The 24933-nt window shown below is 63.3% G+C and carries 25 protein-coding genes and 1 riboswitch; of the genes, 13 read left to right on the top strand and 12 right to left on the bottom strand.

Going from position 1 to position 24933, the window contains the following annotated elements; all coding sequences use genetic code 11:
• Positions 1-24 precede the first annotated feature (24 nt).
• On the top strand, positions 25-1419 hold the full coding sequence (locus LDN82_RS19210) for an MFS transporter (protein ID WP_224165460.1): 1395 nt from the start codon (positions 25-27) through the stop codon (positions 1417-1419).
• 290 nt (positions 1420-1709) lie between these two features.
• On the top strand, positions 1710-3455 hold the full coding sequence (locus LDN82_RS19205; RefSeq protein ID WP_224165459.1) for a DEAD/DEAH box helicase: 1746 nt from the start codon (positions 1710-1712) through the stop codon (positions 3453-3455).
• Positions 3456-3472: 17 nt separating this feature from the next.
• On the opposite strand, the gene LDN82_RS19200 is transcribed toward LDN82_RS19205, so the two are convergent.
• From LDN82_RS19200 to LDN82_RS19180, 5 genes are all read right to left on the bottom strand, one after another.
• Complete coding sequence (locus LDN82_RS19200) at positions 3473-4123, bottom strand: MBL fold metallo-hydrolase (RefSeq protein ID WP_224165458.1); 651 nt, start codon at positions 4121-4123, stop codon at positions 3473-3475.
• 9 nt (positions 4124-4132) lie between these two features.
• Positions 4133-5140: an aldo/keto reductase gene (locus LDN82_RS19195; RefSeq protein WP_224165457.1), complete on the bottom strand. Its 1008-nt coding sequence runs from the start codon at positions 5138-5140 to the stop codon at positions 4133-4135.
• 227 nt (positions 5141-5367) lie between these two features.
• Complete coding sequence (locus LDN82_RS19190) at positions 5368-5751, bottom strand: multidrug efflux SMR transporter (protein ID WP_224089120.1); 384 nt, start codon at positions 5749-5751, stop codon at positions 5368-5370.
• Positions 5752-5753: 2 nt separating this feature from the next.
• On the bottom strand, positions 5754-6068 hold the full coding sequence (locus LDN82_RS19185) for a multidrug efflux SMR transporter (RefSeq protein ID WP_224165456.1): 315 nt from the start codon (positions 6066-6068) through the stop codon (positions 5754-5756).
• Between the two features lie 9 nt (positions 6069-6077).
• A riboswitch (guanidine-III (ykkC-III) riboswitch) is annotated at positions 6078-6143 on the bottom strand.
• A gap of 57 nt (positions 6144-6200) precedes the next feature.
• Complete coding sequence (locus LDN82_RS19180; protein ID WP_224165455.1) at positions 6201-6848, bottom strand: HutD family protein; 648 nt, start codon at positions 6846-6848, stop codon at positions 6201-6203.
• A gap of 95 nt (positions 6849-6943) precedes the next feature.
• On the opposite strand from LDN82_RS19180, the gene LDN82_RS19175 reads away from it, so the two are divergent.
• The 3 genes from LDN82_RS19175 to LDN82_RS19165 all read left to right on the top strand — a co-directional run bounded on the left by LDN82_RS19175 (position 6944) and on the right by LDN82_RS19165 (position 8769).
• Positions 6944-7540, top strand: a complete 597-nt coding sequence (locus tag LDN82_RS19175) for a phosphoribosylanthranilate isomerase (RefSeq protein ID WP_224165454.1) — start codon at positions 6944-6946, stop codon at positions 7538-7540.
• A 309-nt stretch (positions 7541-7849) separates the two neighbouring features.
• Positions 7850-8299 carry an SRPBCC domain-containing protein gene (locus tag LDN82_RS19170; protein ID WP_224165453.1) on the top strand — a complete coding sequence of 150 codons (450 nt, stop codon included), beginning with the start codon at positions 7850-7852 and terminating at the stop codon, positions 8297-8299.
• Between the two features lie 68 nt (positions 8300-8367).
• Entirely contained in the window at positions 8368-8769 is a 402-nt protein-coding gene (locus LDN82_RS19165; RefSeq protein ID WP_216926600.1) for a YccF domain-containing protein, read from the top strand.
• Positions 8770-8840: 71 nt separating this feature from the next.
• Here the strand turns inward: LDN82_RS19165 and LDN82_RS19160 are convergent, their stop codons facing one another.
• From LDN82_RS19160 to LDN82_RS19150, 3 genes are all read right to left on the bottom strand, one after another.
• Complete coding sequence (locus tag LDN82_RS19160; RefSeq protein WP_224165452.1) at positions 8841-9605, bottom strand: 2-phosphosulfolactate phosphatase; 765 nt, start codon at positions 9603-9605, stop codon at positions 8841-8843.
• Entirely contained in the window at positions 9602-10471 is an 870-nt protein-coding gene (locus tag LDN82_RS19155; RefSeq protein ID WP_224167577.1) for a DUF4031 domain-containing protein, read from the bottom strand. Before LDN82_RS19155 ends, LDN82_RS19160 begins: the two co-directional genes overlap by 4 nt.
• Positions 10472-10602: 131 nt before the next feature.
• Positions 10603-11937 (bottom strand): FAD-binding oxidoreductase, encoded by a 1335-nt coding sequence (locus tag LDN82_RS19150; RefSeq protein ID WP_224165451.1) that lies wholly within the window; start codon positions 11935-11937, stop codon positions 10603-10605.
• 203 nt (positions 11938-12140) lie between these two features.
• Here LDN82_RS19150 and LDN82_RS19145 point away from each other — a divergent pair, with 203 nt between their 5' ends.
• The 4 genes from LDN82_RS19145 to LDN82_RS19130 are packed head-to-tail and all read left to right on the top strand — an operon-like array spanning position 12141 to position 15247.
• A complete protein-coding gene (locus LDN82_RS19145) occupies positions 12141-12551 on the top strand; it encodes a TOBE domain-containing protein (RefSeq protein ID WP_224165450.1) in 411 nt (136 codons plus the stop codon).
• Positions 12548-13333 carry a molybdate ABC transporter substrate-binding protein gene (gene modA, locus LDN82_RS19140; protein WP_224165449.1) on the top strand — a complete coding sequence of 262 codons (786 nt, stop codon included), beginning with the start codon at positions 12548-12550 and terminating at the stop codon, positions 13331-13333. Before LDN82_RS19145 ends, modA begins: the two co-directional genes overlap by 4 nt.
• 19 nt (positions 13334-13352) lie before the next feature.
• The gene (locus LDN82_RS19135) at positions 13353-14171 is read left to right on the top strand and encodes an ABC transporter permease (RefSeq protein ID WP_224165448.1); all 819 of its coding nucleotides are present in this window, start codon (positions 13353-13355) and stop codon (positions 14169-14171) included.
• Positions 14168-15247 (top strand): ATP-binding cassette domain-containing protein, encoded by a 1080-nt coding sequence (locus LDN82_RS19130; protein WP_224165447.1) that lies wholly within the window; start codon positions 14168-14170, stop codon positions 15245-15247. The genes LDN82_RS19135 and LDN82_RS19130 overlap by 4 nt, the downstream gene beginning before the upstream one ends.
• A gap of 3 nt (positions 15248-15250) precedes the next feature.
• Here LDN82_RS19130 and LDN82_RS19125 read toward each other — a convergent pair whose 3' ends face one another.
• Positions 15251-15868: an MSMEG_1061 family FMN-dependent PPOX-type flavoprotein gene (locus LDN82_RS19125; RefSeq protein ID WP_224165446.1), complete on the bottom strand. Its 618-nt coding sequence runs from the start codon at positions 15866-15868 to the stop codon at positions 15251-15253.
• A gap of 175 nt (positions 15869-16043) precedes the next feature.
• Here LDN82_RS19125 and clpB point away from each other — a divergent pair, with 175 nt between their 5' ends.
• Positions 16044-18701: an ATP-dependent chaperone ClpB gene (gene clpB / locus LDN82_RS19120; RefSeq protein WP_224165445.1), complete on the top strand. Its 2658-nt coding sequence runs from the start codon at positions 16044-16046 to the stop codon at positions 18699-18701.
• 8 nt (positions 18702-18709) lie between these two features.
• Here clpB and LDN82_RS19115 read toward each other — a convergent pair whose 3' ends face one another.
• Positions 18710-19597 carry a hypothetical protein gene (locus LDN82_RS19115; RefSeq protein ID WP_224165444.1) on the bottom strand — a complete coding sequence of 296 codons (888 nt, stop codon included), beginning with the start codon at positions 19595-19597 and terminating at the stop codon, positions 18710-18712.
• Positions 19598-19840: 243 nt separating this feature from the next.
• Here LDN82_RS19115 and LDN82_RS19110 point away from each other — a divergent pair, with 243 nt between their 5' ends.
• The 3 genes from LDN82_RS19110 (at position 19841) to LDN82_RS19100 (ending at position 21964) form a co-directional block, all read left to right on the top strand.
• Positions 19841-20065, top strand: a complete 225-nt coding sequence (locus LDN82_RS19110) for a DUF3073 domain-containing protein (RefSeq protein ID WP_024818182.1) — start codon at positions 19841-19843, stop codon at positions 20063-20065.
• Positions 20066-20414: 349 nt separating this feature from the next.
• Positions 20415-21197 carry a VOC family protein gene (locus LDN82_RS19105; RefSeq protein ID WP_224165443.1) on the top strand — a complete coding sequence of 261 codons (783 nt, stop codon included), beginning with the start codon at positions 20415-20417 and terminating at the stop codon, positions 21195-21197.
• Entirely contained in the window at positions 21194-21964 is a 771-nt protein-coding gene (locus tag LDN82_RS19100) for a VOC family protein (RefSeq protein ID WP_224165442.1), read from the top strand. The genes LDN82_RS19105 and LDN82_RS19100 overlap by 4 nt, the downstream gene beginning before the upstream one ends.
• A 131-nt stretch (positions 21965-22095) precedes the next feature.
• Here LDN82_RS19100 and purM read toward each other — a convergent pair whose 3' ends face one another.
• A complete protein-coding gene (purM, locus tag LDN82_RS19095) occupies positions 22096-23253 on the bottom strand; it encodes a phosphoribosylformylglycinamidine cyclo-ligase (RefSeq protein WP_224089090.1) in 1158 nt (385 codons plus the stop codon).
• A complete protein-coding gene (purF, locus tag LDN82_RS19090) occupies positions 23250-24875 on the bottom strand; it encodes an amidophosphoribosyltransferase (protein WP_224089088.1) in 1626 nt (541 codons plus the stop codon). The genes purM and purF overlap by 4 nt, the downstream gene beginning before the upstream one ends.
• Positions 24876-24933: the final 58 nt, after the last annotated feature.

The following is a 24933-nucleotide window of genomic DNA, read 5'->3' as shown; positions in this document are numbered from 1 at the left end:
AGTTGAGGTTCTAGGGTAGCGTCCATGACCTCTGACACCTCAACGGCCGGGATACTCCGCCGTCCATACCTGCTGGCTACCGTTGGTGCTTGTGCGCTCGTTTTCCTCAGCGCCTTCGAGTCCCTGGCGGTAACCACCATCATGCCGCTCGTCAGCCGCGACCTGGACGGAGCCACCCTTTACGCGCTGGCCTTCGCCGGCCCCTTGGCGACCGGCGTGATGGGCATGGTCGGAGCAGGTAATTGGTCGGATCGCCGGGGTCCGGCGGCACCGTTGTACGCGTCGGTGGCACTGTTCGTCGCCGGCCTGTTGATCGCAGGAACAGCCGGAAGCATGGAAGTCCTGGTGCTGGGGCGCCTCGTGCAGGGACTCGGTGGCGGTGCCATGACCGTTGCCCTGTATGTGTTGGTGGCCCGCGTCTACCCGCCGGCTCTGCATCCCAAAATCTTCGCCGCGTTTGCCGCATCCTGGGTTATCCCATCACTCGTGGGCCCGTTCGCCGCTGGCATCGTGGCGCAGCTCAGCAGCTGGCACTGGGTATTCCTGGGCGTGGTGGGGCTGGTTGTTCCGGCACTGCTGATGGTGGTGCCGGCTGTGCGGGGAATGACCTCGGAGCCCGCCACCGAAACGGTGCCGTGGGCTTTCGGACGCATGGGCTGGGCGGCGCTGGCCGCCTTGACCGTCCTCGCACTGAACCTGTCAGCAGAGGTGCCGGGCGTGGGCGGGGTGATTGCCGTCGTCGCGCTGGTCCTTGCCGTGGTGGCGGTGCGGCCCTTGGTCCCGCGCGGAACGCTGGTCGCCCACCGCGGCCTTCCCAGCGTGATCCTCACCCGCGGTTTGGCGTCGGCAGCGTTTTTCGGTGCCGAGGTCTACCTGCCGTACCTGCTGACCGAACAGTACGCTTTCACGCCGACGTTTGCCGGGCTCACACTGACCGGCGCTGCGCTCGCATGGGCAGGGGCGTCTGCCCTCCAAGGCCGGTTGGGTTCCAAGCTGCCCGATGCCCTTGCGGTGAAAATTGGTGCCGCGCTGGTGCTGGTGGCAATCGTGCTGGCCCTGGTGACTGCGGCATTGGCGCTGCCGGCGGCCATTGCCATTGGGGGCTGGATCCTTGCCGGCGGGGGCATGGGGCTCATGTACCCACGCCTGAGCGTCATGACGTTGGCTCTCTCGACTCCCGATAACCAGGGCTTCAACAGCGCAGCGATGTCCATCTCCGATTCCCTGGGCGGCGCGTTGGCCCTCGCTGCCACGGGGCTCGTCTTCGCAGCATTTACGACGACGAACCCGTTTGGGGGGGTCTTCGCACTGACGGCGGTGATCGCCGTCGTCGGGCTCGTCATAGCGCCACGGGTCGCCACCCGGGCTGGCGCCTCCACAACGCGGGAAGCCCAACCTGAGCCCTCGCTGCATAAGTAGCCGGACGTACGCATAAGTTGCCCGATGCGGGACTCGACGCCGAACACTGCTAGACTGGGGACACTTGATGTGCGGTGACGCCCTGAAGCAGGTGGCCCAAAAGGCTACGTGACGGGGCATTTTTCATGTGAGAGGCACATCCTGCGTCGATGAACGCGTTCCATTTGGTCCCGGCCAACGCTCCAGCAGCGAACCGGTAGACCACCTGACTTTTCCTCGGCGAACCCCTGGCCCAACCGGCGTCGGGGGCCGATGTCCGCAACTGGACACCGCCCGAAAGACATTAGTAAATGACTACTTTTGCTGCCCTTGGCACGCCCAAGGCCATTGCTGAATCCCTCGCCGCAGTCGGCATCGAAGAGGCATTCCCCATCCAGGTGAAGACCCTCCCGGATACGCTCGCAGGCCGCGACGTCCTGGGCCGCGGCCGCACCGGCTCCGGCAAGACCATCGCTTTCGCCATCCCGCTTGTGGCCCGCCTGGCCGAGCGTGAAGCCAAGCACTTCCGCAAGCCGGGCCGCCCCATGGGCCTGGTCCTTGCTCCGACGCGTGAATTGGCAACCCAGATAAACGCCACCATCGAGCCGCTGGCCAAGGCCATGGGCTTGAACACCACGGTGATCTACGGCGGCATCTCCCAGGCACGCCAGGAAAAGGCGCTGCGCGCCGGCGTCGACATCGTCATTGCCTGCCCGGGCCGTCTCGAAGACCTGATCCGCCAGCGCATCCTGACCCTTGAGGCCGTCGAGGTCACCGTACTGGACGAGGCAGACCACATGGCCGACCTCGGCTTCCTTCCGGTGGTCAAGAAGCTCATGGACATGACCCCCACCCAGGGTCAGCGCCTGCTCTTCTCCGCGACGTTGGACAACGGTGTTGACAAGCTGGTCAACCGTTACCTGTCCAACCCGCTGACGCACTCCGTGGATGACCCGCAGGCTGCCGTCACCACCATGGAACACCACGTCCTGGTAGTCAACGACCAGACCGTCAAGAAGCAGCTCATCGTCGAACTGGCCTCCGGCGCCGGACGCCGCGTCCTGTTCATGCGGACCAAGCACCACGCCCGCAAGCTTGCCAAGACCCTCACCGACGCCGGCATCCCTGCCGTCGACCTTCACGGCAACCTGTCGCAGAACGCCCGCGACCGCAACCTGGCCGAGTTCTCCAACGGTGACGTTCGCGTCCTGGTGGCCACCGACGTCGCAGCCCGCGGCGTGCACGTTGACGATGTGGAACTCGTCATCCACGTTGACCCGCCCACGGAGCACAAGGCGTACCTGCACCGCTCAGGCCGCACGGCCCGTGCCGGTTCCGATGGCACCGTTGTAACGCTGACACTCCCCGAGCAGCAGAGTGACGTCAAGAAGCTCATGAAGGCGGCCGGCGTGGACGTATCGTTCGAGCGCGTCACGGCCAACTCCCCGCTTGTCGCCGAGCTCGTGGGCGACATCGCGGACAAGGTCGACCCCCGCGCACGTGCGGCCCTTCTCGCGGCGAAAGCCCCGCAGGGTGGCGGCACGTCCACTGGCGCCAACGCCCAGCGCAAACGCGCACGCCGGACCGGCGGCCAGGCTGCACCCACGGCGGGTGGCCGTGGCGGCCGCGGCGGCCGCGGCAAGGTGGCAGCTGAGCCGGTTCGCACGGACGTCAACCGCGCCGATCGTCGCGCAGCAATGAACGACGACGTCGCCCGCAGCTCACGTGGTCGCGGCAAGGCTGGCGCAACTCACCGCAACGATGTTCCCGGCTCCCAGGGTCAGGGCGGCCGCAGTGGTCGTCCGGCTTCCGGGCAGCGTGCTGCTACCGGTGGCCAGCGCTCTGCCTCGGCTCCGCGCACGGCTTCCACCACGAGCACCCGTACCAGCGGAAACAAGGCCGTATGGTCTTCCGCTACGGGCGCTACGTCCGGTGGATCCTACGGTTCGGGTGCCTCCGGAAACTCCGCTCGTGGGGGCTCCGGCGCGGGTCGTCCGGCACGCAGTGGCCCACGCCGTGCCTCGGCTCCCGCGTCGAACGAGCGTCGCGGCCGCTAAGTCCCCGCAACGCCTGCTCACCAGCCTCGGGCGCGCCACTCCTCAAGGTGTGGCCGCTCGGCGCCGAGGGTCGTGGGCAATCCATGGCCCGGGTGCACCACGGTCTCGTCCGGATAAACGTCGAACAGCCGCTCTTTCACGTCGTTCAACAGTGAAGTGAAACGTGAAGGATCGCCCTGTGTGTTGCCGACGCCTCCCGGAAACAACGAGTCTCCACTGAAAATGTGGGCTGGCCCGTCCGGATCCTGGTAAACGAAAGCAATCGAGCCCGGGGTGTGTCCGCGCAAGTGGACCGCCGTGATCTCGAAGTCGCCGAAGCGCTCGACGTCGCCGTGACCAAGCCGGACATCCACCGGAACGGGCAGCGCATCGGCGTCGTCCGCTCCTGCGGAAGTGCTGGCGCCGGTCGCGGACACCAGCTCACCCAAGGCGCGGATGTGGTCCCAATGCTGGTGGGTGGTGGCGATTCGGACCAGCTTCGGCACTTCGGAAGTATCCGCTTCGCTGTCCTTGAGGAGTTGCTGAATGGCTGGAAGGTCGTCGGCGGCGTCGATCAACAGCTGCACGCTTGTGGACTTCGAGGTCAACAGATACACGTTGTTGTTCATCTCGCTGACGGAGATGCTCCGGATGGTGACGTCACGCGATGAGTGAATAAGCGAATCCATCGGCTCAGTCTATGCAGTGGTCGTGTTGGCTTCGCGGCCTTGCGACACCCAGTTGGGGTCCGCAGAACGTGAACCCACGACGGCGTCCGCGGCTTGGTCGAGCACCTCAAGTTGCGCTGTTCCCAGTTGCAGGGACAGCGCGCCAAGGTTCTCGTCGATGCGGTGCGTCTTGCGCGTACCGGGGATGGGGACCACCGGCAGCCCAAGGCGCTTGCCCTGGGTGAACAGCCAGGCCAGTGCTACCTGGGCAGGAGTTGCACCCAGGTCATCGGCTACTTCACGAACCGCGGCCACGACGGCCTGGTTTGCATCGAGTGCCTCGTCACCAAAGCGGGGAATCTTGTGGCGGAAGTCGTTTTCGCCCAAGTCGCTCGCGCTAATGGTTCCCGTGAGGAACCCGCGGCCGAGCGGCGAATAGGGCACAAAGCCAACACCGAGTTCCTTCGCTGCAGGAACAACGTTTTGCTCAACATCCCTGCTCCAGATTGACCATTCACTCTGGACCGCGGCAATGGGATGGACGGTGTTGGCCTGCCGAAGCTCCCCGGCTGTCACCTCAGACAGGCCGAGGTGGCGAACTTTGCCCTCACGGACCAGCTCCGCCATGGCCTCCACGGTTTCCACTATCGGAACGCGGAGGTCACGGCGGTGCAGGTAGTAGAGGTCAATGACGTCAGTGTCCAGGCGGCGCAGGCTCGCTTCTGCTGCCTGCCTGACGTAGGGCGCATCGCCGCGAACTCCCGTGTACCCGTTCGCGGCGTTGCCCTCTATCCCGAACTTCGTGGCCAATTGGACCTCGTCCCGCCGGTCTTTCAGGAGCTGGCCCACCAACTCCTCGTTGCTTCCGGCGCCGTAAACATCTGCGGTATCGATGAAGGTGATTCCCGCATCCACCGCATGCCTCAGGGTTTGCAGGGCTTCAGCGGGGTCGATTCCCCCATATACCGGTGTCAGGGCCATGCCGCCAAAGCCAAGGGGGCTGACAGTAAGGCCATCGCCGAGTTGAACTGCAGTCATGAACTTCTCCCATGCGTGTTGGTATTCGAAGTGCCCTTTGTTGGCGTGAACCCCGCCGCGGGCTTGGGTATTCCTGCTGGTTCTCCGGGTGTGGCCGACGCTCCTTCCCAGTTGGTCCGGGTAGCACCCGGCCCGCCTGCTTGCCCGCCCCTGTGATTGCGGGGTTCCTGCCGCTGGACCAGGGGTGCCGGGGGAGGCAACTGGGAAGGAGCGTGGAGGAGTGCTGGCTACTCGGCGGACGCCTGGGGTTTGTCGGACGGCAGCGCCTTCAAACCGGCAGCACAACCCACGATTCCGGCGATAAAGAACAGCTTCAACGGGCTGGCGGGTTCGACGCCGCTGAGCATGGCCCAGCCAACAGTGAGCGCCGCACCGATGCCCACCCATACCGCGTAGGCCGTGCCGAGGGGGATGCGCTTCACGGCTATGCCCAAACCGAACATGCTCAGCAGCGCGGTGACAGCGAAGACCATCGTCGGTGCGAGCTGGGTGAAGCCGTTGGAGAGTCCCAGAGCTGTGGCCCACACGGCTTCGAGGACGGCGGAGGCAAGGAGAACCAGCCAGAAGAGGCCGTTCTTCGCAGAATTCCGGGTGGTCGTTGTTGCAGCCATGGCTACGCCACCACCTTCAGGCCAACCACGCACGCGCCGATACCTGCGAGCAGCAGCAGCCGGGCCGTCGTCGCGCGTTCCACCTTGGTGACCATGGCGTAAGCCGAAGTCAGGAGGACGCCGACACCCACCCACACCGCATACGCCGTACCCGTGGGAATGGATTGCATGGCGATCGCGAGGCCGCCGGTGCTGGCGATGACACTTACCAGGAAAATGACAGTGGGGACTGGCTTGCGGAAGCCCTTTGAGCGGTGAAGGGCAGCCGCCCAAACGGCCTCGAGCGCTCCGGAGAGAATGAGAATTAACCACGACATGACAGATCCTTTGGCCAGTCTTGTCGCGTGCCGGGTACTGAACCGTCGTCCGGAGGTTCCAGAGCGGAACCTTCATTTCAGGCTAGCAACTCCTGCAGACCCTGGCCACTTTGGGTGGCGAAAGTCACCAGCCTAGACGTTCGCGGGGTCCACTTTGTCGATGGAGATCACGGCAACAAAACCCCGGCCCGAGATCTCAGGGCTGCGCGTATCCGAGCCCACCACGGCGTCGTAGCGGTTCAGCTCAACCGGTTCGGCCGCGCTGGTCGCCGGGCTGGCGCCGTCGGACTCATCCTCCACAGAGGCGCCCCCCTCCGGATCCGTGCCAGGAGCGACCGTCGCCTTGCCTTCCAGCAGGACGGCCAACTGTCCCTCGAACACAGGGTGGGCGCGTTTCTTCGAGATCTCGACGATGGACGTGTACCCCTTGAACGCACTTGCGCGGGCGATGACGTTGAGGTCCCGGATGTCGCCGGTGGGCAGCGTGGCCGACGATGCCGCCTCTCCGGAGAAACGGAACGGACGATACTTCTCCAGCGGGTGCTCTTCGCCGTCGACGGTCAGCAGGAGCAACTCACCGTCAATGATGGTGATGACCCGTTCCATGCCCGGAAAATTGGAGAAGTCTCCGGCCTTGGAAACATCGGCGATGCTCACGCGCCAATCCCAAGCCCCGTCCTGGGCCGAGGCGACCTTCGGGTGGCTGGCTAGTTCGCGCGTCACCCCGCCTCCGTTGCGCCACGGTTCGGGGTGGATGTCGGCAAAGCGGATGATCTCCATCCGACCAGCCTAGTGGTGGACACAGCTTCTGCGTTGTCAGCATGGCTTGCTAACGTCATATGTGGAAAACGTGGGAATACGGTTGGAGGCACGGAATGTTCGTCAAAGTTTGCGGCTTGAGCACGCCCGAATCCGTGCGCACTGCCGTGGACGCCGGTGCGGACGCCGTCGGCTTTGTGCTGACTTCGAGCCCACGTGAAGTCACCCCGGACCAGGTGCGTATCCTGCTGCCACTGGTCCCCGCAAATGTTAAGGCCGTGGCTGTTTTCCGGCACGAGCCCGCCGCCGATGCCGTTTCTGTTGCCCGCGCCGCAGGACTCACCTGGGTTCAGCTGCACGGCACCCGGACTGCCGAGGACGTCAAAACAGTGCACGACGCCGGGATGCGGCTCATCCGGGCCGTCACCATGGGTGCCGCTCCGGACGAGTTCAGTGATCTGGGCGAGGATCTGCTCTTGATCGATGCGGCCGTGCCGGGTTCGGGAGAATCCTGGGACTATGCGTCAGTGCGGGCGAAGGGACTCGGCGGCCGGGAGTGGCTGCTCGCAGGCGGACTCGAAACCGGAAACGTGGCCTTCGCTGCCGCAGCGGCCGATGCCTGGGGCGTGGACGTTTCCTCGGGTGTTGAGTCGTCCCGGGGAGTGAAGGACCTGGCGAAGATCCGAGCATTCGTGGAAGCTGCAAAAGCCTGACGTTCTCTCACATCCTGCGGTTTTTGGTGCGTTCTTCTCTCACACCCTGCGGGTTTTTGGTGCGTTCCTCTCTCACATCCTGCGGCTGACGAGGCGTCTCGAACGGTTCATGATGTGAGAGAACGTTGGGCAATTCCGGCGATGATGTGAGAGAACGTTGGGCAAATCGGGTGATGATGTGAGAGAGCATCCGACTTAGCACTGGCACACCCTGGACTCGCTCCCGACGACACGATTCACTGGAACACGCCACTGGACTTTACACACGGAACCAAGCCAACGGACCACACGAAAACCAGGAGTCACACAATGAGCACAGAACAACACACCCTGACCATGACCCGCGAATTCGATGCTCCCCGTGAGCGCGTCTTCGACGCCTGGATGGACCCCGATCAGCTGACCAAGTGGTTCGGGCCGGCCGGGGTTGATTCTCCCCGCGAGAAGATCGTCATTGACCCGCGCGTTGGCGGCGTGTGGCAAGTGGTGATGACCTGGGCTGAGGGCGATGAAACCAAAGAAGGTCCCATCGATGCTGTCATCACGGAGCTCAACCCGCCGGCGCTCCTCGTGGCCTCAGCGAAATCGGGCGAGGAATCCAGCAGCGACGAGCTCGAGATGCGCCTCGAGTTCGAGGACCTGGACGGACGGACCCGCCTGGTAATGACGCAGGGACCATTCGAATCCGAAGAATGGGTTGACATGACGCGCGAGGGCTGGGGAACGTCCTTCGACAAGCTGGACGGGCTCCTGGCTTAGCAAAGTCAGGGCCAATTCAGGGCACACCCCTAGGCTTAATGTCGGTCCGGCAAGGGAGAATTGAGACTATGAAAACGCTGCTCAACATCATTTGGCTGGTCTTCGGTGGTTTCTGGTTGGCATTGGGCTATTTCGCGGCAGGCATTATCTGTTGCGTGCTCATTGTGACCATTCCTTGGGGCATCGCTTCGTTCCGGATCGGCGCTTATTGCTTGTGGCCGTTTGGCCGGATGGTGGTGGAGAAGCCAGGCGGAACGGGTGTCTTCGCGCTTTTGGGCAACGTGATTTGGTTGTTGGTCGCGGGCATCTGGATAGCGATTGGCCACGTGGTCACTGCTTTCGCCATGGCCATCACCATCATCGGGATACCGCTGGCCATCGCCAACCTGAAGCTGATCCCGGTGTCGCTCATGCCTCTCGGCAAGCAGATTGTGCCGACCAACCAGCCGTTCGTCAGTACCTATCGCTGAGGTGATCCGCTCCATTTAGACGACTCGCAGCGCGGCAGACGATTCCTACCGTCTGGCCTGCAGCGAGTCGTCTAATCGGTGGGACGGATGCCCTGAAAAGACCCATCCGTCAGCAGGGCAACCATCGTGCTGCCATCCAACTCGGCCGCGATTGCCACGTCCTCAATGAAGCCCCCATCGATCAGTTCACGACCACTTGAGCAGCCTCGCATCACGGAAGCCAGGTTGGGCTCGGCTGCGTCGAAGGCCGCGGCCGCAGATCCGGCTTCCGGTGAGAAATTACGGCGCCCCGATCCTGCTAGTCCGGCGATGAAGGCTCCTGCTCCTAGCTCGTCCTCCAAAGCGGGCCGCAACGAACCATTGGTCCACTTCTCACCTGCGGCGATGACAGCTATTACGGCGTCATCCGGCAGGTTTGCATGGACCCAGTCGGCGGTCGCGGCGGCGTTGCGTAGGCACACAGCCACTACTTGCCGGGCTGAGTTGGCGAGCTCATGGCTGAGCGTCGAGCCGTTGGGCGATGGCAGGACCACACGCTCCAGGTGCGGCGCATGACGCAAGCTGGCCGGAGACAAACTCAAGCCCTCCCCGCCGCGCGGCCCCGCCAACGCAGCGTGATGATGAGCGGCGAACTCGCTCGCAGCAGCGTCCCTCATCGGGTAGGGGAAAACGGCCGCCCCACGATCAACCGCAACGCTGACGCACGTGGTGAACGAGAGGACGTCCACAACCACCGCAAGGTCAGCATGCGGCACCACTGCACGGGCGCCGTCGAGCCCCCATTCAAACCGCACTGAGTACGGGAGTTGCCGCTGCGGCGCTCCGGCTTCGCTCATGCGAGTTCGGAGACCAGGTTCCGATGGGCGGCGTCGGCCCACAGCGCCTTGGCGCGGTCACCGTGGAAGAGCGGTTCCAAGGACAGCAAATGGCGTACGACGGCGGCGCGCCCTTGGGCGAAATCGGCGTCGCTGACGTGGGCGTAGTCTTCGCGGACGGCGGCCAGATAGCGTGCGTAGGACTGTTTGTCGCCACCAAGGACGGAGAGGTCGGCGTCGCAGAGGAGTGCGCCGGCGTGGTCACCGGGTTCGGGGCTATGCGTGGCGGTCAGCCGGACAAGGCGCGCCACCTCAGCAACATCGTCAGGCGTCAAGCCGGCAGCAGAGAGCCGGTCCTCGGCCAAACGTGCCGAGTCCTCCTCATCCTGGCCCGCGACGCCTTCATACACGGCGTCGTGGAACCAGGCCGCCAAAGACACTGTCCTGGCGGGCAGCGCGGGTTCGGTCAACGTATCCAAGGCTTCAAGTACAGCCAGCAAGTGCGTCCGGCTGTGGTATTTACGGCCGTCTTCGCCCCAACGCTCCAGCAGTTCCAGGCCCAGTTCTTCGTGCCCAGGGTAGATGCTGTTCCAACGCTCCATCAGAGGCACTGTCAAGGCCTTGCTCCGTTCCCGGGCAGGAATTCGAAGGCCGCTGGCGATAAGTTTGCGGACCAGGACCCGGGCTTCCACAGGGATTGCCCCCGCAGCAATGAGGTCATCGTAGCGCCGTTCAGGTACGTCATAGTGGTCACCGTCAAAGGCCCTCTCCGGAACTCCGGCGGCTGCCGCGAACGCGTGCAACTCGTCAAGGGACTTGTCGGACACGAGGTGCGAAAACACCGTCCCGTGAGCAGGCCACAGGGGAGGATCGACGTATACGGCCATGGCCAAAGTGTAAGCCAAACGATCCTTCCCAGTTACCGGTCATCGGAGCGGCTACCGCCGAGCGTCCGCCCCGGAAACACAGGCTTCACTGCCCGTGTGATTCACAGCAACTGGGAAGGAGCGTGGGGAACTCAGCGCTCCGCCGGCAGGATGTTCTGGTTGCCGCGGAACACGTTGTCAGGATCGAACGCGGCTTTGACCTTGGAGAGCCGCCGATAGTTCTGCTCTCCATAGGCCGCCATGATCCGGTCCTGGCCTTCGTCGCCGATGAAGTTCAGCCACACTCCGCCCGTGGTGTGCGGGGCGATTTCCTGGCGGAATTGCTTGACCCAGGCCTTGGCTTCCTGACCGCCCTCACGGGTCTCGGACAAGCCAAACGGGTGGCTGACCCAAGCGGCGCCACGGTGTTGCAGTGGGGTGTTCGCAGCCGCCGGTCCGCTCACTGCTCCTCCCCAGCGTGCAATGAGCTGCTGTGAGTGCGCACCTGGCAGCCGGTTGGCGGAGGCTACGAAGAGATCCAGGGCATCGTCGTTGAGTTCGTTGTGATAGTCGGCGCTCCAATAGTTGTAGTGGTCCGGAGGGTCATCGATCATGCACTGGAAATCGGCGTACTGCATGGGCGAGACGAGGTCTACTGTTGGCCCGAGATCGCGGAATGGTTTCGCATGCTCTTCTCCGGCCTCAAGGTCGCCTGCATACAGGTAGGCCATTCCGACGGTGAGTTTGCCCACCATGTCCTCCGGCACGAACTCTTCCGGCGGGGCGGTGAGGTACACGAGGGCTGTCCCGACGGCGTCGGGAACCTCAAGTGCCAATCCCCGGAAGGCGCGGGACAGGCCTGTGGCTTCCTCGCCGGGGAACAGCATGAGCCCGGCCATGACCGTAGGGCCGAGATCGTGGAGTTGGAAGGTGAGCGAGGTCGCCACGCCGAAATTTCCACCCCCGCCGTGGAGTGCCCAGAACAATTCCGAATTCTCGCCGGCATTGGCAGTGATACGTTCGCCGGACGCAGTCACCAGGTCGACGGATAACAGGTTGTCGCACGCGAAACCGTAGGAGCGTTCAAGCCAGCCCGAGCCACCGCCCAAGGTGAAACCGGAAACGCCCGTGGTGGATGCGCGACCGCCCGTGACTGCGAGCCCATGCTGCTGCGTGGCGCGGTCGAACTCACTCCACGTCACTCCGGCGCCCACCGTGGCAGTTTTCGCCTCGGGGTCAACGCTGATGGATTTCATGGGACGGACGTCCACTACCAATCCGTCGTCATTCGTAGACATGCCAGCCACTGAATGCCCGCCGGAACGCACAGCGACATCCAGATTGTGGGTCCGCGCATAGCTGAGCGCTTCGGCCACTTCGGCGGGATCTGAACACTTTGCAATGACGGCCGGCCTGCGGTCGATCATCGCGTTGAAGAGCTTACGGGCTTCGTCATAATCCGGGTTGTCCGGACGAATCCATTCCATGGGACGCTCCTTCGCGCCTGAGACTCTCTCCCTAGAACAGAGTACGGCTGCGGCCCCCGGCGGGCTATGGGTAATGCTTACGGAAGGCTTTCGCTTCGCCTCACGCGGTTCGCCCACTGCGTTCGACGGCAACCACGAAGTCATATTTCGTTTGCGGTGAAATCATGACCCTTAATCCGCATATACGGATCTAAACTCGTCTCATGCCGCAAATACGAATTTCCGAAGCAGCCCGGTTTTTGGGAGTCAGCGATGACACAGTGAGGCGCTGGACGGAGAACGGGACCCTGACCGCCCAAAAGGACGCATCGGGCAGGCTGGCTGCGGATGGGCTGGAACTCGCCAAGCTTGCACGCGACCAGTCGCACCTCCCTGATGACCCTGCGCGGTCTGGAAGTTCGGCCCGCAATCGTTTTGTGGGACTGGTTACGGGTATTACGGCGGACAAAGTCATGGCCCAGGTAGAGCTTCAATGTGGACCGTTCCGCGTCGTTTCCCTGATGAGCAGCGAAGCCGTCCGTGAACTCGGGCTCGAACTTGGCTCAGTCGCTACTGCCGTGGTCAAGGCCACCACCGTCATCATCGAAACACCCCAAGGAAAGAGCATCGTATGAAGCGCACACGCACGACAAGCGCGCTCTTTGCCACAGTAGCCTTGGCGGCAACCATGGCCGGCTGTGCTTCCAGCACCACGGGCCCATCGGCAACCGGGAATCAGCCCAGTGGCACGATCACCGTCTTTGCTGCGGCCTCCCTGAAGGCAACGTTCACCAAGCTGGCCAGCGACTTTGAGGCGAAGAACCCCGGCACCAAAGTCACACTGAACTTCGCCGGTTCCTCTGACCTGGTCACGCAGATTACCCAGGGTGCACCGGCTGACGTCTTCGCATCCGCCGACACCAAGAACATGACCAGGCTTTCTGATGCAAAATTGGTCGACGGCACTGCAACCAACTTTGCCACCAACGTCCTGGAGATCGCCGTCCCGCCGAGCAACCCGGCGTCGATCGCTTCCTTTGCCGACCTCGGCAAGCCGGGTGTAAAAGTAGTGGTCTGCGCGCCGCAGGTTCCGTGCGGGTCTGCCGCCGAAACCATTGAGAAGGCGACCGGAACAACGCTGAAACCGGTCAGCGAGGAGTCGTCGGTAACCGACGTGCTCGGCAAGGTCACCTCGCAAGAGGCCGACGCCGGCCTTGTCTACGTCACAGACATCAGAAACGCGGGCGACAAGGTCAAGGGCATCCCTTTCCCGGAGTCGGACAAAGCCGTGAACACCTACCCGATTGCTACAGTGGGCGCGAGCAGGAACAAGGAACTCGCCACGGCATTCATCGGCATGGTTACCAGCAGCGAGGGCAAGAAGGTACTGAACGACGCCGGATTCGGCACCCCGTAAGGATCCCGGTAAGGACTTCATGAACCGTCGCAGTGGCACCGGCTACACCGGCGTTCCACCATGGATTTACGTCATCGCAGCAGCCGGGGCACTTTTTGTCCTGCTGCCGATGGTGGCGATGGTGGCCAAGGTCAACTGGCCGCAGTTCATTCCACTGATCACGTCGGATTCCTCAGTCACTGCGCTCGGGCTGAGCCTCCGCACGTCAGCGGCGAGCACGGCGTTGTGTATCGTCCTGGGCATTCCGCTGGCGTTGGTTCTTGCGCGCAGCCCCTTCCCGGGCCAACGGTTGCTCAGGGCGTTCGTCCTGTTGCCGCTGGTGCTGCCGCCCGTCGTCGGAGGTATTGCCCTCTTGTACACGTTCGGCCGTCAAGGCCTGCTGGGGAAGTCGCTCGAAGTGGCCGGTATCCAGATCGCCTTCTCCACCACCGCCGTCGTCCTCGCCCAAACCTTCGTGGCTTTGCCGTTCCTGGTGGTCAGCCTCGAAGGGGCGTTGCGAACAGCCGGGAACCGTTACGAGTTGGTCGCCGCAACCTTGGGCGCGCGTCCCACAACCGTCCTGCGACGCGTGACCGTGCCGCTCGTCTTGCCGGGATTGGCTTCAGGGGCGGTGTTGTCGTTCGCCCGGAGCCTGGGCGAGTTTGGCGCCACGCTCACGTTCGCCGGCAGTTTGGAAGGCGTAACCCGAACCCTTCCGCTGGAAATTTACCTCCAACGCGAGACCGACGCCGATTCCGCTGTCGCATTGTCGCTGGTCCTCGTGGCAGTCGCCGTGGCGGTTGTAGGACTCAGCTACGGTCGTCGCGATGCTGGCGCCCGGGTGGAGGTTCAACCGTGAGTTTTGAGCTGCGGGCACGCCTTGCTGCCAGGGATTTCGACATGTCCCTGAGCCTCGGTCCTTCGGAAACCGTGGCGGTTCTGGGGCCAAATGGTGCGGGCAAGTCGACGTTGCTTGGTGTGATTGCCGGGCTGCTGCGGCCGGATTCCGGCACTGCCCGGATCGGTGACTCGCAGTTGTTCGAGCTCGACGGCGGCGCTCGGCTCTGGAGGGCGCCGCACCTTCGCGGCACGGCGCTGTTGGCCCAGGAAGCCCTGTTGTTTCCGCACCTTAATGCCCTGGACAACGTGGCTTTCGGCCCGCGCAGCACCGGTGCATCGAAGGTTGTGGCGCGGGAAACGGCCCGCCATTGGCTGGCCGAAGTCGACGCACTGCAGCTCGCGTCGCGGAAGCCCGCCCAGCTGTCCGGCGGGCAGGCCCAGCGCGTGGCGGTGGCGCGCGCACTAGCGGCCGATCCAGCACTCCTGTTGCTCGACGAACCCATGGCAGCCCTGGACATTCACGCAGCTCCGTTGCTGCGCAGGGTGCTCAAGCGGGTCCTTTCGGGGCGGCAGGCCATCATCGTCACGCACGATGTCCTGGATGCTTACATGCTCGCCGACCGCGTCATCGTCGTTGAAAATGGGCGGATTGCGGAGGAAGGCCCAACCCGGCAAGTCCTGGAACGCCCCCGCAGCCACTTCGCCGCCGGACTTGCGGGGCTCAACCTCGTCAGCGGAATCATCACAGAGCAGGGAATCACGACGCCGGATGGCCGGTTTTTCGCCGGACAGCACGATCCCGTGTGGTCACCCATGCACGGCCAGGCCGGCGTGGCGGCGTTCCCGCCGTCGGCCGTCTCCGTCTTCCTGGGCGATGTGCACGGTAGTCCCCGCAACTCGTTTCCCGTCACCATCACGGACCTTGAGCCCCATGGGGACCAGATCCGTGTCAGGGCGGCGGGACCGGGCTGGGGGGAGCTCAGCACCTTATCCGCCGATATCACTCCTGCGGCCTCTGCCGATCTCGGACTGGCACCGGGCCTGGACGTGCGGTTCGTCGTGAAGTCCGCGCTGGTTTCGATCTATCCTGCCTGAGGCCTACTCCCGGTAAAGACGCTCAGCGTAAGCGGACCCGTAGTAGGTTTCAAGGTCCTCCAGCGGAGCCTCGGGCTGGACATAGGTTTTGGAGAGCATCGCGATGCTCGGCAAGCCCTCCGAGTCCCAGGTTGCCGGTTCCCACAAGCCGCTGCGCATGAACGCTTTGCCGCAGTGCGTGAATACTTCCTCTACGGAGACCACGACGGCGGCGCGCGGCCGGTGGCCTTTGACTGTCATCTTCCCGAAGAAGTCGGCGTCGCTGACGATGCGTGCCGTTCCGTTGATTCGCAGCGTGTCAGTGCGTCCCGGAACCACGGACAGAATCCCGACGTTCGGGTTTTCCAGTATGTTGCGAAAGCCGAAGGCGAGCTTGTTTCCGGGGCGTTCCGGGATGGCAATCGTGGAGTCATCCAGGACCTCGATGAATCCCGCAGGATCGCCCTTTGGTGACGCGTCCACCCGGCCTTGGGCATCCGCCGTCGAGATGACGCAGAAGGGACTGGCGGCCAGCCACTGCCGGTCGAAATCGCTCAGTGAGGTGCGCACTTTTCGGCGCACCCGGTCCAGGGGTAGGCCGATCAATTGTTCCAGTTGTTCCACAGTGGAGATTGATTCCATGGCCTCAGCCTACGGGTGATGGCTTCTGGCCTCCTGTTATTCACATAGCCGTCGTTAGGTCTGGACACCTGTTTCGCCGTGGGCAAACATGGAACACAGTGGATCAAAAAGCAAAGTTGAGCGTAGTAGACTCAACTTTGAAAGTATTGGTCACACTCCAGAAAGGGAGCTCTCTTTGGACGTCAAATTCACCACCAAAAGCCAGGAGGCCCTTTCTGCGGCCGCCATGAATGCCTCCACTGCGGGCAACCCGCAGTTGGAGCCGGCGCATCTGCTCAAGGCCCTCATGGACCAGCGCGAGGGCGTCGCTGTCGCTCTCCTGCGCGCCACGGGTGCTGATCCGGACGCCGTGAGCGTTCAGGCCAGTTCGGCCATCAAGTCGCTGCCGTCCTCTTCGGGCAGCTCGGTCCAGCAAGCCCAGCTGTCCCGGCAGTCGATGCAGGCCATTCAGGCTGCCCAGAACGAGGCCGACAAACTCGGCGACTCCTTTGTCTCTACGGAGCACCTGCTGTTGGGGCTTTCGGCCGGCAGTGACGCCGTGGGCAAATTAATGCGCGACGCCGGGGCCTCCCACGAAGCGCTGCTTGCCGCCCTGCCGGGTGTCCGGGGCGATCGAAAGGTCAACTCGCCGGATCCCGAAAATACGTTCCAGGCCCTGGAGAAGTTCGGCACGGACCTCACTGCCATCGCCCGTTCAGGGAAGCTGGATCCCGTTATCGGGCGCGACAGCGAGATTCGTCGCGTGGTTCAGGTCCTGAGCCGCCGCACCAAGAACAATCCTGTCCTCATTGGTGAGCCTGGCGTGGGTAAGACTGCCGTCGTTGAAGGCCTGGCCCAGCGGATGGTTGCCGGCGATGTTCCGGAGAGCCTCCGTGGCAAGACCCTCATTGCCTTGGACATGGCCTCCATGGTGGCGGGCGCCAAGTACCGCGGTGAGTTCGAGGAGCGGCTCAAGGCGGTTCTGGAGGAGATCAAGAACTCCAACGGCCAGATCGTCACGTTCATCGATGAAATCCACACCGTTGTTGGAGCCGGTGCCACGGGTGATAGTGCCATGGACGCCGGCAACATGCTCAAGCCGATGCTGGCCCGCGGCGAGCTGCGCCTCATTGGTGCCACCACCTTGGATGAGTATCGCGAAAACATCGAGAAGGACCCTGCCTTGGAACGCCGCTTCCAGCAGGTCTACGTGGGCGAGCCGAGCGTCGAGGACACCATTGGCATTCTTCGCGGCCTCAAGGAGCGGTACGAGGCCCACCACAAGGTGGCAATCGCCGACTCCGCCTTGGTCGCAGCAGCAACCCTCTCCAACCGTTACATCTCGGGCCGTCAGCTTCCGGATAAAGCGATCGACCTTGTGGACGAGGCCGCGTCACGGCTTCGGATGGAGATTGACTCTGCGCCGGAGGAGATCGACCAGCTCCGCCGTTCCGTCGACCGCCTGACCATGGAAGAACTGGCGCTTCAGGGTGAGACTGATCCTGCATCGGTCGAGCGCCTGGCGGCACTCCGCGCCGACATGGCGGACAAGAAGGAAGCACTCAGGGCCCTCAACGCCCGTTGGGAAGCTGAGAAGGCCGGACTCAACAGGGTGGGTGACCTTAAGGCGAAGATCGACGAGCTGCGATCTGCCGCCGAAAAGTACCAGCGCGAAGGCGACCTTGAGTCAGCGTCGCGGATACTTTATGGCGAGCTTCCTGCCCTTGAACGTGAGCTCAATGCGGCTGCCGAGGAGGAGTCTGCCCGGGGCGATGCAAAGCCCGAGCTCATGGTCGCAGAGGAAGTGACTGCGGACGACATCGCCGAGGTCATCTCCGCCTGGACCGGCATTCCGGCTGGGCGCATGCTGCAGGGTGAATCCCAAAAGCTGCTGCACATGGAGGAGGAACTCGGCAAGCGCCTGATTGGCCAAACCAAGGCTGTGCAGGCAGTTTCGGACGCCGTCCGCCGTGCGCGGGCCGGCATTAGCGATCCCAACCGCCCCACGGGCTCGTTCCTGTTCCTCGGCCCAACCGGCGTTGGCAAGACCGAGCTGGCAAAGGCCTTGGCCGACTTCCTCTTTGACGATGAGCGCGCCATGATCCGGATCGATATGTCCGAGTATGGAGAGAAGCACTCTGTAGCGCGCTTGGTCGGTGCCCCTCCGGGATACGTTGGCTACGAAGAAGGCGGACAGCTAACGGAAGCCGTTCGTCGTCGCCCATACTCTGTTGTGCTGCTCGACGAGGTTGAAAAGGCCCATCCGGAGGTGTTCGACATCCTCCTGCAGGTTCTGGATGATGGCCGGCTCACAGACGGTCAAGGACGGACGGTGGACTTCCGCAATACGCTCCTGGTGCTGACGTCCAACTCCGGAAGCCAGTTCCTGGTGGACCCGTCCCTGGATGCCAAAGCCAAGCGCGATGCCGTCATGGCGGTGGTACAGGCCTCGTTCAAGCCGGAGTTCCTGAATCGTCTGGACGAGATCGTTCTGTTCGATCCACTGTCAGTGGAGGAGCTTGCCCGGATCGTGGAGCTCCACGTTGCCGAACTCACCAAGCGACTGCGGGACCGCCGCTTGACCCTCGAAGTGACCGATGGAGCCCGTGCCTGGCTCGCGATGTCAGGCTATGACTCCGCGTACGGTGCGCGACCCCTGCGACGCCTCGTCCAGCGCGAAATCGGAGACCGCCTGGCCAAGGAGATCCTGGCCGGCGAGATCAGCGACGGCGATACTGTCCTGGTGGATACCGCAGCCGACCTCGACGAACTCACCATTGAGGGATTCGAGGCGCTGACAGGTCCCGACGGCGGCCCGACGGTGGGCACTGGACTACTGGTTCGTAAGAAGTAGGCCGGGCGCTATCTGCTGAGGAGGTCTTCCTTGATGGTGTTGCCCGAATCCACAACGATGAAGCAATCAACGCGGCGGTCGCCCCGATCCCAACTCGTGGTGCTCGGGTAGACGTTCTGCTGAAGCAGCACGTACTTATCGGCCACCTCGTGATTCAGCTTGACGTTGCCGCAGACTTCGCGGCCCTTGTCCTTCAGCGCATTGGTGCCGGGGAAGGAATCATCCGCTGGATATATGTGGACGGCGCCTAGTTGGGCTGAATGCTCCGTGTCACAGGGAACGGCCCTGGCCTTGGGGGCATTGGGATCGAAGTCGGCAAAGCAATCACCCACCTGGAAATCCTTGGCTTCGGTATCCCGCGGTAGCGGGCCAAGGCTTGCGGTCGGGCTCGGTGTGGTGACAACAGCTTCCGGGCGCGTCCCCAGCAGATTCAACAGCACCCAGATCACGACGCCGATAAGCACCAGGACGCCCACCACAATCGCGCCGATGACAAACCGCTGGCGTTTTACAGGGTCCCCGTGTGGAGTGTTTGTGGGTTCCTGCGCGGGATCCCCGGGCTGGTAAGGATCCCCCGGCTGGTAGGGGCCGGCTGGTTGGCCCGGGTACTGTGGCTGGCCAGGATATTCTGCCTGGCCTGAGTGCTCGGGCTGGCCGGAGTCGGGCGGCAGCGCAGGATCGGGCTGGTCGCTGGGATTAGGCACGAAGTCCGGGTCCAGATCCGGCGCAGGGTCCGGCTGCAGGCCTGAAGCCTCGGGCTGTGTTCCCAAAGGTTGCTTCGGCTGCTGTCCCGGGGCCTGCGGCGGCGTGGGCGGTACCTTGGGTGCAGGTGGCACCCCGGCCTCGCCTTTATCGCGCGTTGAATCATCACGTGGTGGGGTGGTGTCCTCGCTCATATCCCGGAGTCTGCCTTCCTGCTCTGGAGCCGCATTGAGGCAGACTCTACCCAATTTTTGGGTGTATTGGAGGTGGTGGGGAGCGGTTTGGGCTGCAGTTGTACCCGACGCAGGTCCAGGGTGGCACGCAGGCACCCCTGAAAGCATGTAATCTAGACATACGACAAATTGACCAAACATTCCGGGGCCTCACCGATAGCCAAGGTGACCACCTCCGGTCCAAGTACAAAAGGGGGTCACGCCATGGGGCGCGGCCGTCAAAAGGCAAAAGCTACCAAGCAGGCTCGGGACATCAAGTACTACTCCCCGAACACTGACTATTCGGCACTTGAGCGTGAGCTCACGGGCCCATCCAGTCGTGTAAAAAGCCACTTCCCCGAAGATCCCCCGGAGCCGGACTACTCGGCATATGAGGACAAGTACGCGGAAGACGATGACGACGAGGTAGACACCCGCCGTATCGGATAGCTGTCGCAAATAATCGGTGCCTGTGGCACTGACTTGCGTACCGCCGTCGTACATTAAGGTCGTCGCGCATCTCCGGATGCCGAATATCTCTGAAAGAGGCCCGCAGGCCACGCCATTCATTGGCGTACCCTGCGGGCCTCTTTTTTGTGTGGGAATTTGGATCTTGCCGTGGCTCCCATCGGGCAGCCGAACCCGTTCGGCTGCCCGGGTAACCAGGCGCACGTCTGGCGAAAGGAGCGGAAGCGCCATAGCGTAGTCCCCATGGACTCCGACGCGGGGTCACTTAGGGCCCAATCCAGGCCTCAACATGGGCCGTAAGTGACCCCGCGTTGCTAGGAAAGGGAACGGCATGCCGGTGGTCGAGAGGTACAAGCAGGGGACACCATGTTGGGTGGACCTGTCCTCCACCGACGTTGAGGTTTCCAAGAAGTTTTACAGCGGGCTCTTTGGCTGGGAGCTGGATCCCATGGACGCCGGTAACGGCATGACCTACTACATGGCCTCTCTCCATGGCCGCAAAGTCGCGGGCATGATGCAGCAAATGCCGGATGCTCCAGAGGGAATGCCGTCCTATTGGGCCAACTACATTGCCGTGGACTCCGTGGATGACGCGGCCCAGCGGGCTGTGGCCGCCGGCGGGTCCATCCTGTTCGAGCCTGACGACGTGCCGAACGGCAGCGGACGGATGTTCTTCGCCATTGATCCCACGGGCGCGCAGATCGGCTTCTGGGAAGCTGGAACCCACCCCGGGTCCGGCTTGGTCAATGAGCCGGGCACCATGATCTGGAATGAACTACAGACTGACGACGTCCCCAAGGCCGTGAAGTTCTACGAGGCCGTGACGGGATGCAGCAGCGAAACTGCACCCGCAGGTGATCTTCAGGAGTACACCAGCCTGCTGGTGGACGGAAAGAGGATTGCCGGTGCCCTCAAGCTGCCGATTGAAGGACTCTCGCCTTTCTGGATGACGTACTTCGGCGTCGAGGACGTGGACGCGGCTGTGGCGCAGGCTGTTGAGCTTGGAGCTCACGTGATCGCTCCGGCTTTCGATGTTCCAGGAATCGGGCGTATGGCTGTGCTCATGGACCCCGCCGGCGCAGCGTTCAGCATCATGACAGGACTCGCAGCATGACTTCCCGGACCCATTATTCAAGTGGTGAACCCTGCTGGGCCGATCTGCAGACCCCGGATGTTTCCGCAGCCAAGGCCTTCTACGGCAAGTTGTTCGACTGGACGTTCACGGATCTGCCTACGCCTGACGGCCGCAGCTACGCTCAGGCCTTTGTGGGCAAGGACCTGGTGGCGGTTATCGCTCCGCAGAATCCCATGCAGGAGGCTGCCGGCAAGCATGGCCAGTGGAACATCTATCTCGCCGCAACGGACGCTGAGGAGATAGCGGAAGACGCCGTCCATGCTGGTGGGAAGCTCGCGTTCGGCCCGGAGCAGGTGGCCGATACCGGCGTCCTGGCCTTCATCGAGGCGCCCGGCGGCGGAACCACAGGGATCTGGCAAGCGGGTACCCACATTGGAAGCCACCTTTTCAATGAAGCTGGCGCCCTGGCTTGGGCTGAGCTGCTGACTCCGGAACCGCAGGGAGCCATCGCGTTTTTCCAGCAGCTTTTCGGGCATGAAGTCACCGAATACCCGCAGGACGACGGCGGCAGCTACAGCACGCTGATAGTGAAAGGCGATGAGGTGGCGGGGGTTGTCCCTGCCGAAGAGGGCGAGGAAGCCGGTTGGCAGATCTATTTCGGCGTGGCGGATATTCGTAAAGCCGCCGAAGCAGCGCTAGCTGCGGGTGGGGTGGTGCTCGTGGAGCCGGAAGACAGGCCGGAAACAGGATCTCTGGCTACCATCCAGGATCCCCAAGGCGGCGTTCTCAGCTTGATCCAGATCTGACCATCCTGGCGTCGGAGGGCAAACTCCGGAACGATCAAAACAGGTCAGGAACCTACAAGCAGCAAAAACAAAGAGCGGCCGGGCAGTTGAGATCAACTGCCCGGCCGCTCTTTGACTAAGAGGAAACGCGCTTAGGCGTAGGCGTTCACCAAACGCACGGCACCGCCGTCGACACCCTTGGCACCCTGGACGTAGTCCGGGCCGGTCTTGTCGATCGAGTCGGAATCCGCAGTAACCGTACCCATGATCCAGGACGGCAGGCCGCGCTCGTTGAGGCGTGCCACGGCAGCGTCAGCGGCTTCCGGGGACACGATGGCCACCATGCCGACGCCGAGGTTCAGCGTGCGCTCAAGGTCGGCGAGGGGCACGTTGCCCAACTCGGAAACCAGCTTGAAGATAGCGGGCAGCTCCCAGGTGTTGCGGTCAACCGTGGCGACAAGGCCCTGCGGGAGGACCCGCGCCAGGTTGGCAGCGAGGCCACCACCGGTGACGTGGCTGAAGCCGTGGACGGCTGCGCCGGCTGATACGGGGAACGTGCGGGCGAGGTCCAGGCAGTCGGCTGCGTAGACGCGCGTCGGCTCCAGCAGCTCCTCGCCAAGGGTGCGGCCGAGTTCGGAAACCTGGCGGTCCAGGGCCCAGCCGGCGTGGTTGATGACGCGGCGTACCAGGGAGTAGCCGTTGGAGTGGAGGCCGGAAGATGCCATACCGATCACGACGTCGCCGGCGCGGACGCGGTCCGGGCCGAGCAAAGCGTCAGCTTCGACAACACCGGTAGCGGCACCGGCGACGTCGTATTCGTGCTCACCCAGCAGACCCGGGTGCTCAGCGGTCTCGCCGCCAACCAGGGCGGTGCCGGCCACAGAGCAAGCAGCTGCGATACCACGGACGATGTCTGCGATACGCTCCGGGACAACCTTGCCGCAGGCAATGTAGTCGGTCATGTAGAGGGGCTCAGCGCCGACCACAACGATGTCGTCCACAACCATGCCCACGAGGTCGAAACCGATGGTGTCGTGGATGTCCATGGCCTGCGCAATAGCAACCTTGGTCCCCACGCCGTCAGTGGACGTGGCCAGCAACGGCTTCTTGTAGGTGAGCAGCTTCGAGACGTCGTACAGGCCTGCGAAGCCGCCGACGCCGCCAATCACCGAGGTGTTGTGCGTCGCCTTCACGGCGTCCTTCATGAGCTCGACTGCGCGGTCTCCCGCTTCGACGTCGACACCCGCGGAGGCGTAGGTGATGCCCGTTGAATTCGGGGTGCTTCCAGCGGCGGGGGTTGCGGAGGTCATACAGACTCTTTCTTGTCGGCGTCGGTCAAACGATCAGCGTCGGTCAGCAGGTTCTCGAATTCAGCATCCGGGCCCGGATCGCAGCCCGTAGCTCCGGGCTTTTCGGCCGGATCCTCGGAGTCGGCGGGGGACTCAGCAACAGGTGGCAATCCGCCGAGGTCCGTGCGCTCCAGCAGGTTCTTGCCCAGCTTGTCAGCATGCGGCAGCTCAATCGGGTACTGGCCAGTGAAGCACGCGGTGCAGAGGCGTTCGCGCGGCTGCTGGGTTGCACCGATCATGCCGTCTTCGGAGATGTAGGCCAGCGAGTCGGCGCCGATTGCCTGGGAGATCTCCTCGATGGTGGCGCCGTTGGCAATCAGCTCCGCTCGGGAAGCGAAGTCGATGCCGTAGAAGCAGGGCCACTGGACCGGCGGAGAAGAAATCTTCACGTGGACAGCCGCGGCACCTGCTTCGCGGAGCATCCGCACAATGGCCCGCTGCGTGTTGCCGCGGACGATCGAGTCATCCACCACAACAACACGCTTGCCGCGGATCACGGATTCAAGGGCGTTGAGCTTGAGGCGGATGCCCAGCTGGCGCAGGGTCTGCGACGGCTGGATGAACGTGCGGCCAACGTAGGCGTTCTTGACGAAGCCGTGCGCGAAAGGGATGCCCGACTGCTCGGCGTAACCGACTGCTGCCGGGGTACCGGATTCGGGGACCGGAATGACGATGTCGGCCTCGTGGGTGTTTTCCCGGGCCAGCTGGCGGCCCATCTCAACACGGGCTTCGTACACGGAGCGGCCTGCGATGGCCGCGTCCGGACGGGCGAGGTAGACGTACTCGAAGACACAGCCGGCGGGCGTTGCCTCGGCGAAGCGCTGGGAGCGGACGCCGTCCTCGTCGATGGCAATGAACTCGCCGGGCTCGATCTCACGGATGAAGCTCGCACCAACGGTAGCCAGGCCGGCCTGCTCGGAAGCGACAACCCAACCGCGGTCCAGCCGTCCCAGACACAGCGGGCGGATGCCGTACGTATCGCGGGCAGCGTAGAGGGTTCCTTCGTCCATGAAGACGAAGCAGAAGCCACCCTTGATCTTGGGCAGCAGCTCCAGTGCGGTCTGCTCCAGGGTCTTGCCCTCTTCACCCTCAAGGAGGGCTGTCACGAGGGCAGTGTCAGAGGTGTTGCCCTGCTTCATTTCACCGGTCAACTGGCCATCGTTGCGCTCGAGGATCATTTCCCGGAGCTCAGCAGTGTTGGTCAGGTTGCCGTTGTGGGCCAGGGCAACCGTGCCGGTCGCGGTTGCGCCCAAGGTGGGCTGCGCATTGGCCCAGTGGCTTGCACCAGTGGTGGAGTACCGGCAGTGGCCAACGGCCAGGTGTCCGGTAAGGGTGTTCAGGGTCGTCTCATCGAAGACCTGGGACACAAGGCCCATGTCTTTATAGACATTGATGCGCTTGCCGTCACTGGTAGCAATACCAGCCGACTCTTGTCCGCGGTGCTGCAGCGCATACAGCCCGTAATAGGTGAGTTTTGCTACTTCTTCACCGGGAGCCCAGACCCCAAAGACGCCACAAGCGTCCTGAGGGCCTTTTTCGCCGGGGAGAAGATCATGAGAAAGTTTTCCGTCGCCACGTGCCACTGGTCGATTGTCTCATGTTGTGGCCGTGGTAAGTTCCCGCTCCGGCTTTGTGACCCCA

Source organism: Arthrobacter sp. StoSoilA2, from assembly GCF_019977195.1.
In the GTDB taxonomy this organism is placed as follows: Bacteria; Actinomycetota; Actinomycetes; order Actinomycetales; family Micrococcaceae; genus Arthrobacter.
Note: the sequence above shows the minus strand (reverse complement) of the source record. Positions and strands in the feature narration are given on the sequence as shown.

Coding starts and splice junctions, on each gene's coding strand:
- LDN82_RS19155 (WP_224167577.1), bottom strand. CDS start 10,471: ATGGCCGTATACGTCGATCCTCCCCTGTGGCCTGCTCACGGGACGGTG.
- LDN82_RS19100 (WP_224165442.1), top strand. CDS start 21,194: ATGACTTCCCGGACCCATTATTCAAGTGGTGAACCCTGCTGGGCCGAT.
- LDN82_RS19105 (WP_224165443.1), top strand. CDS start 20,415: ATGCCGGTGGTCGAGAGGTACAAGCAGGGGACACCATGTTGGGTGGAC.
- LDN82_RS19210 (WP_224165460.1), top strand. CDS start 25: ATGACCTCTGACACCTCAACGGCCGGGATACTCCGCCGTCCATACCTG.
- LDN82_RS19145 (WP_224165450.1), top strand. CDS start 12,141: ATGCCGCAAATACGAATTTCCGAAGCAGCCCGGTTTTTGGGAGTCAGC.
- modA (WP_224165449.1), top strand. CDS start 12,548: ATGAAGCGCACACGCACGACAAGCGCGCTCTTTGCCACAGTAGCCTTG.
- LDN82_RS19125 (WP_224165446.1), bottom strand. CDS start 15,868: ATGGAATCAATCTCCACTGTGGAACAACTGGAACAATTGATCGGCCTA.
- LDN82_RS19195 (WP_224165457.1), bottom strand. CDS start 5,140: ATGACTGCAGTTCAACTCGGCGATGGCCTTACTGTCAGCCCCCTTGGC.
- LDN82_RS19150 (WP_224165451.1), bottom strand. CDS start 11,937: ATGGAATGGATTCGTCCGGACAACCCGGATTATGACGAAGCCCGTAAG.
- LDN82_RS19185 (WP_224165456.1), bottom strand. CDS start 6,068: ATGTCGTGGTTAATTCTCATTCTCTCCGGAGCGCTCGAGGCCGTTTGG.
- LDN82_RS19175 (WP_224165454.1), top strand. CDS start 6,944: ATGTTCGTCAAAGTTTGCGGCTTGAGCACGCCCGAATCCGTGCGCACT.
- LDN82_RS19180 (WP_224165455.1), bottom strand. CDS start 6,848: ATGGAGATCATCCGCTTTGCCGACATCCACCCCGAACCGTGGCGCAAC.
- LDN82_RS19110 (WP_024818182.1), top strand. CDS start 19,841: ATGGGGCGCGGCCGTCAAAAGGCAAAAGCTACCAAGCAGGCTCGGGAC.
- LDN82_RS19135 (WP_224165448.1), top strand. CDS start 13,353: ATGAACCGTCGCAGTGGCACCGGCTACACCGGCGTTCCACCATGGATT.
- LDN82_RS19200 (WP_224165458.1), bottom strand. CDS start 4,123: ATGGATTCGCTTATTCACTCATCGCGTGACGTCACCATCCGGAGCATC.
- LDN82_RS19190 (WP_224089120.1), bottom strand. CDS start 5,751: ATGGCTGCAACAACGACCACCCGGAATTCTGCGAAGAACGGCCTCTTC.
- LDN82_RS19205 (WP_224165459.1), top strand. CDS start 1,710: ATGACTACTTTTGCTGCCCTTGGCACGCCCAAGGCCATTGCTGAATCC.
- LDN82_RS19160 (WP_224165452.1), bottom strand. CDS start 9,605: ATGAGCGAAGCCGGAGCGCCGCAGCGGCAACTCCCGTACTCAGTGCGG.
- purM (WP_224089090.1), bottom strand. CDS start 23,253: ATGACCTCCGCAACCCCCGCCGCTGGAAGCACCCCGAATTCAACGGGC.
- LDN82_RS19115 (WP_224165444.1), bottom strand. CDS start 19,597: ATGAGCGAGGACACCACCCCACCACGTGATGATTCAACGCGCGATAAA.
- LDN82_RS19170 (WP_224165453.1), top strand. CDS start 7,850: ATGAGCACAGAACAACACACCCTGACCATGACCCGCGAATTCGATGCT.
- LDN82_RS19165 (WP_216926600.1), top strand. CDS start 8,368: ATGAAAACGCTGCTCAACATCATTTGGCTGGTCTTCGGTGGTTTCTGG.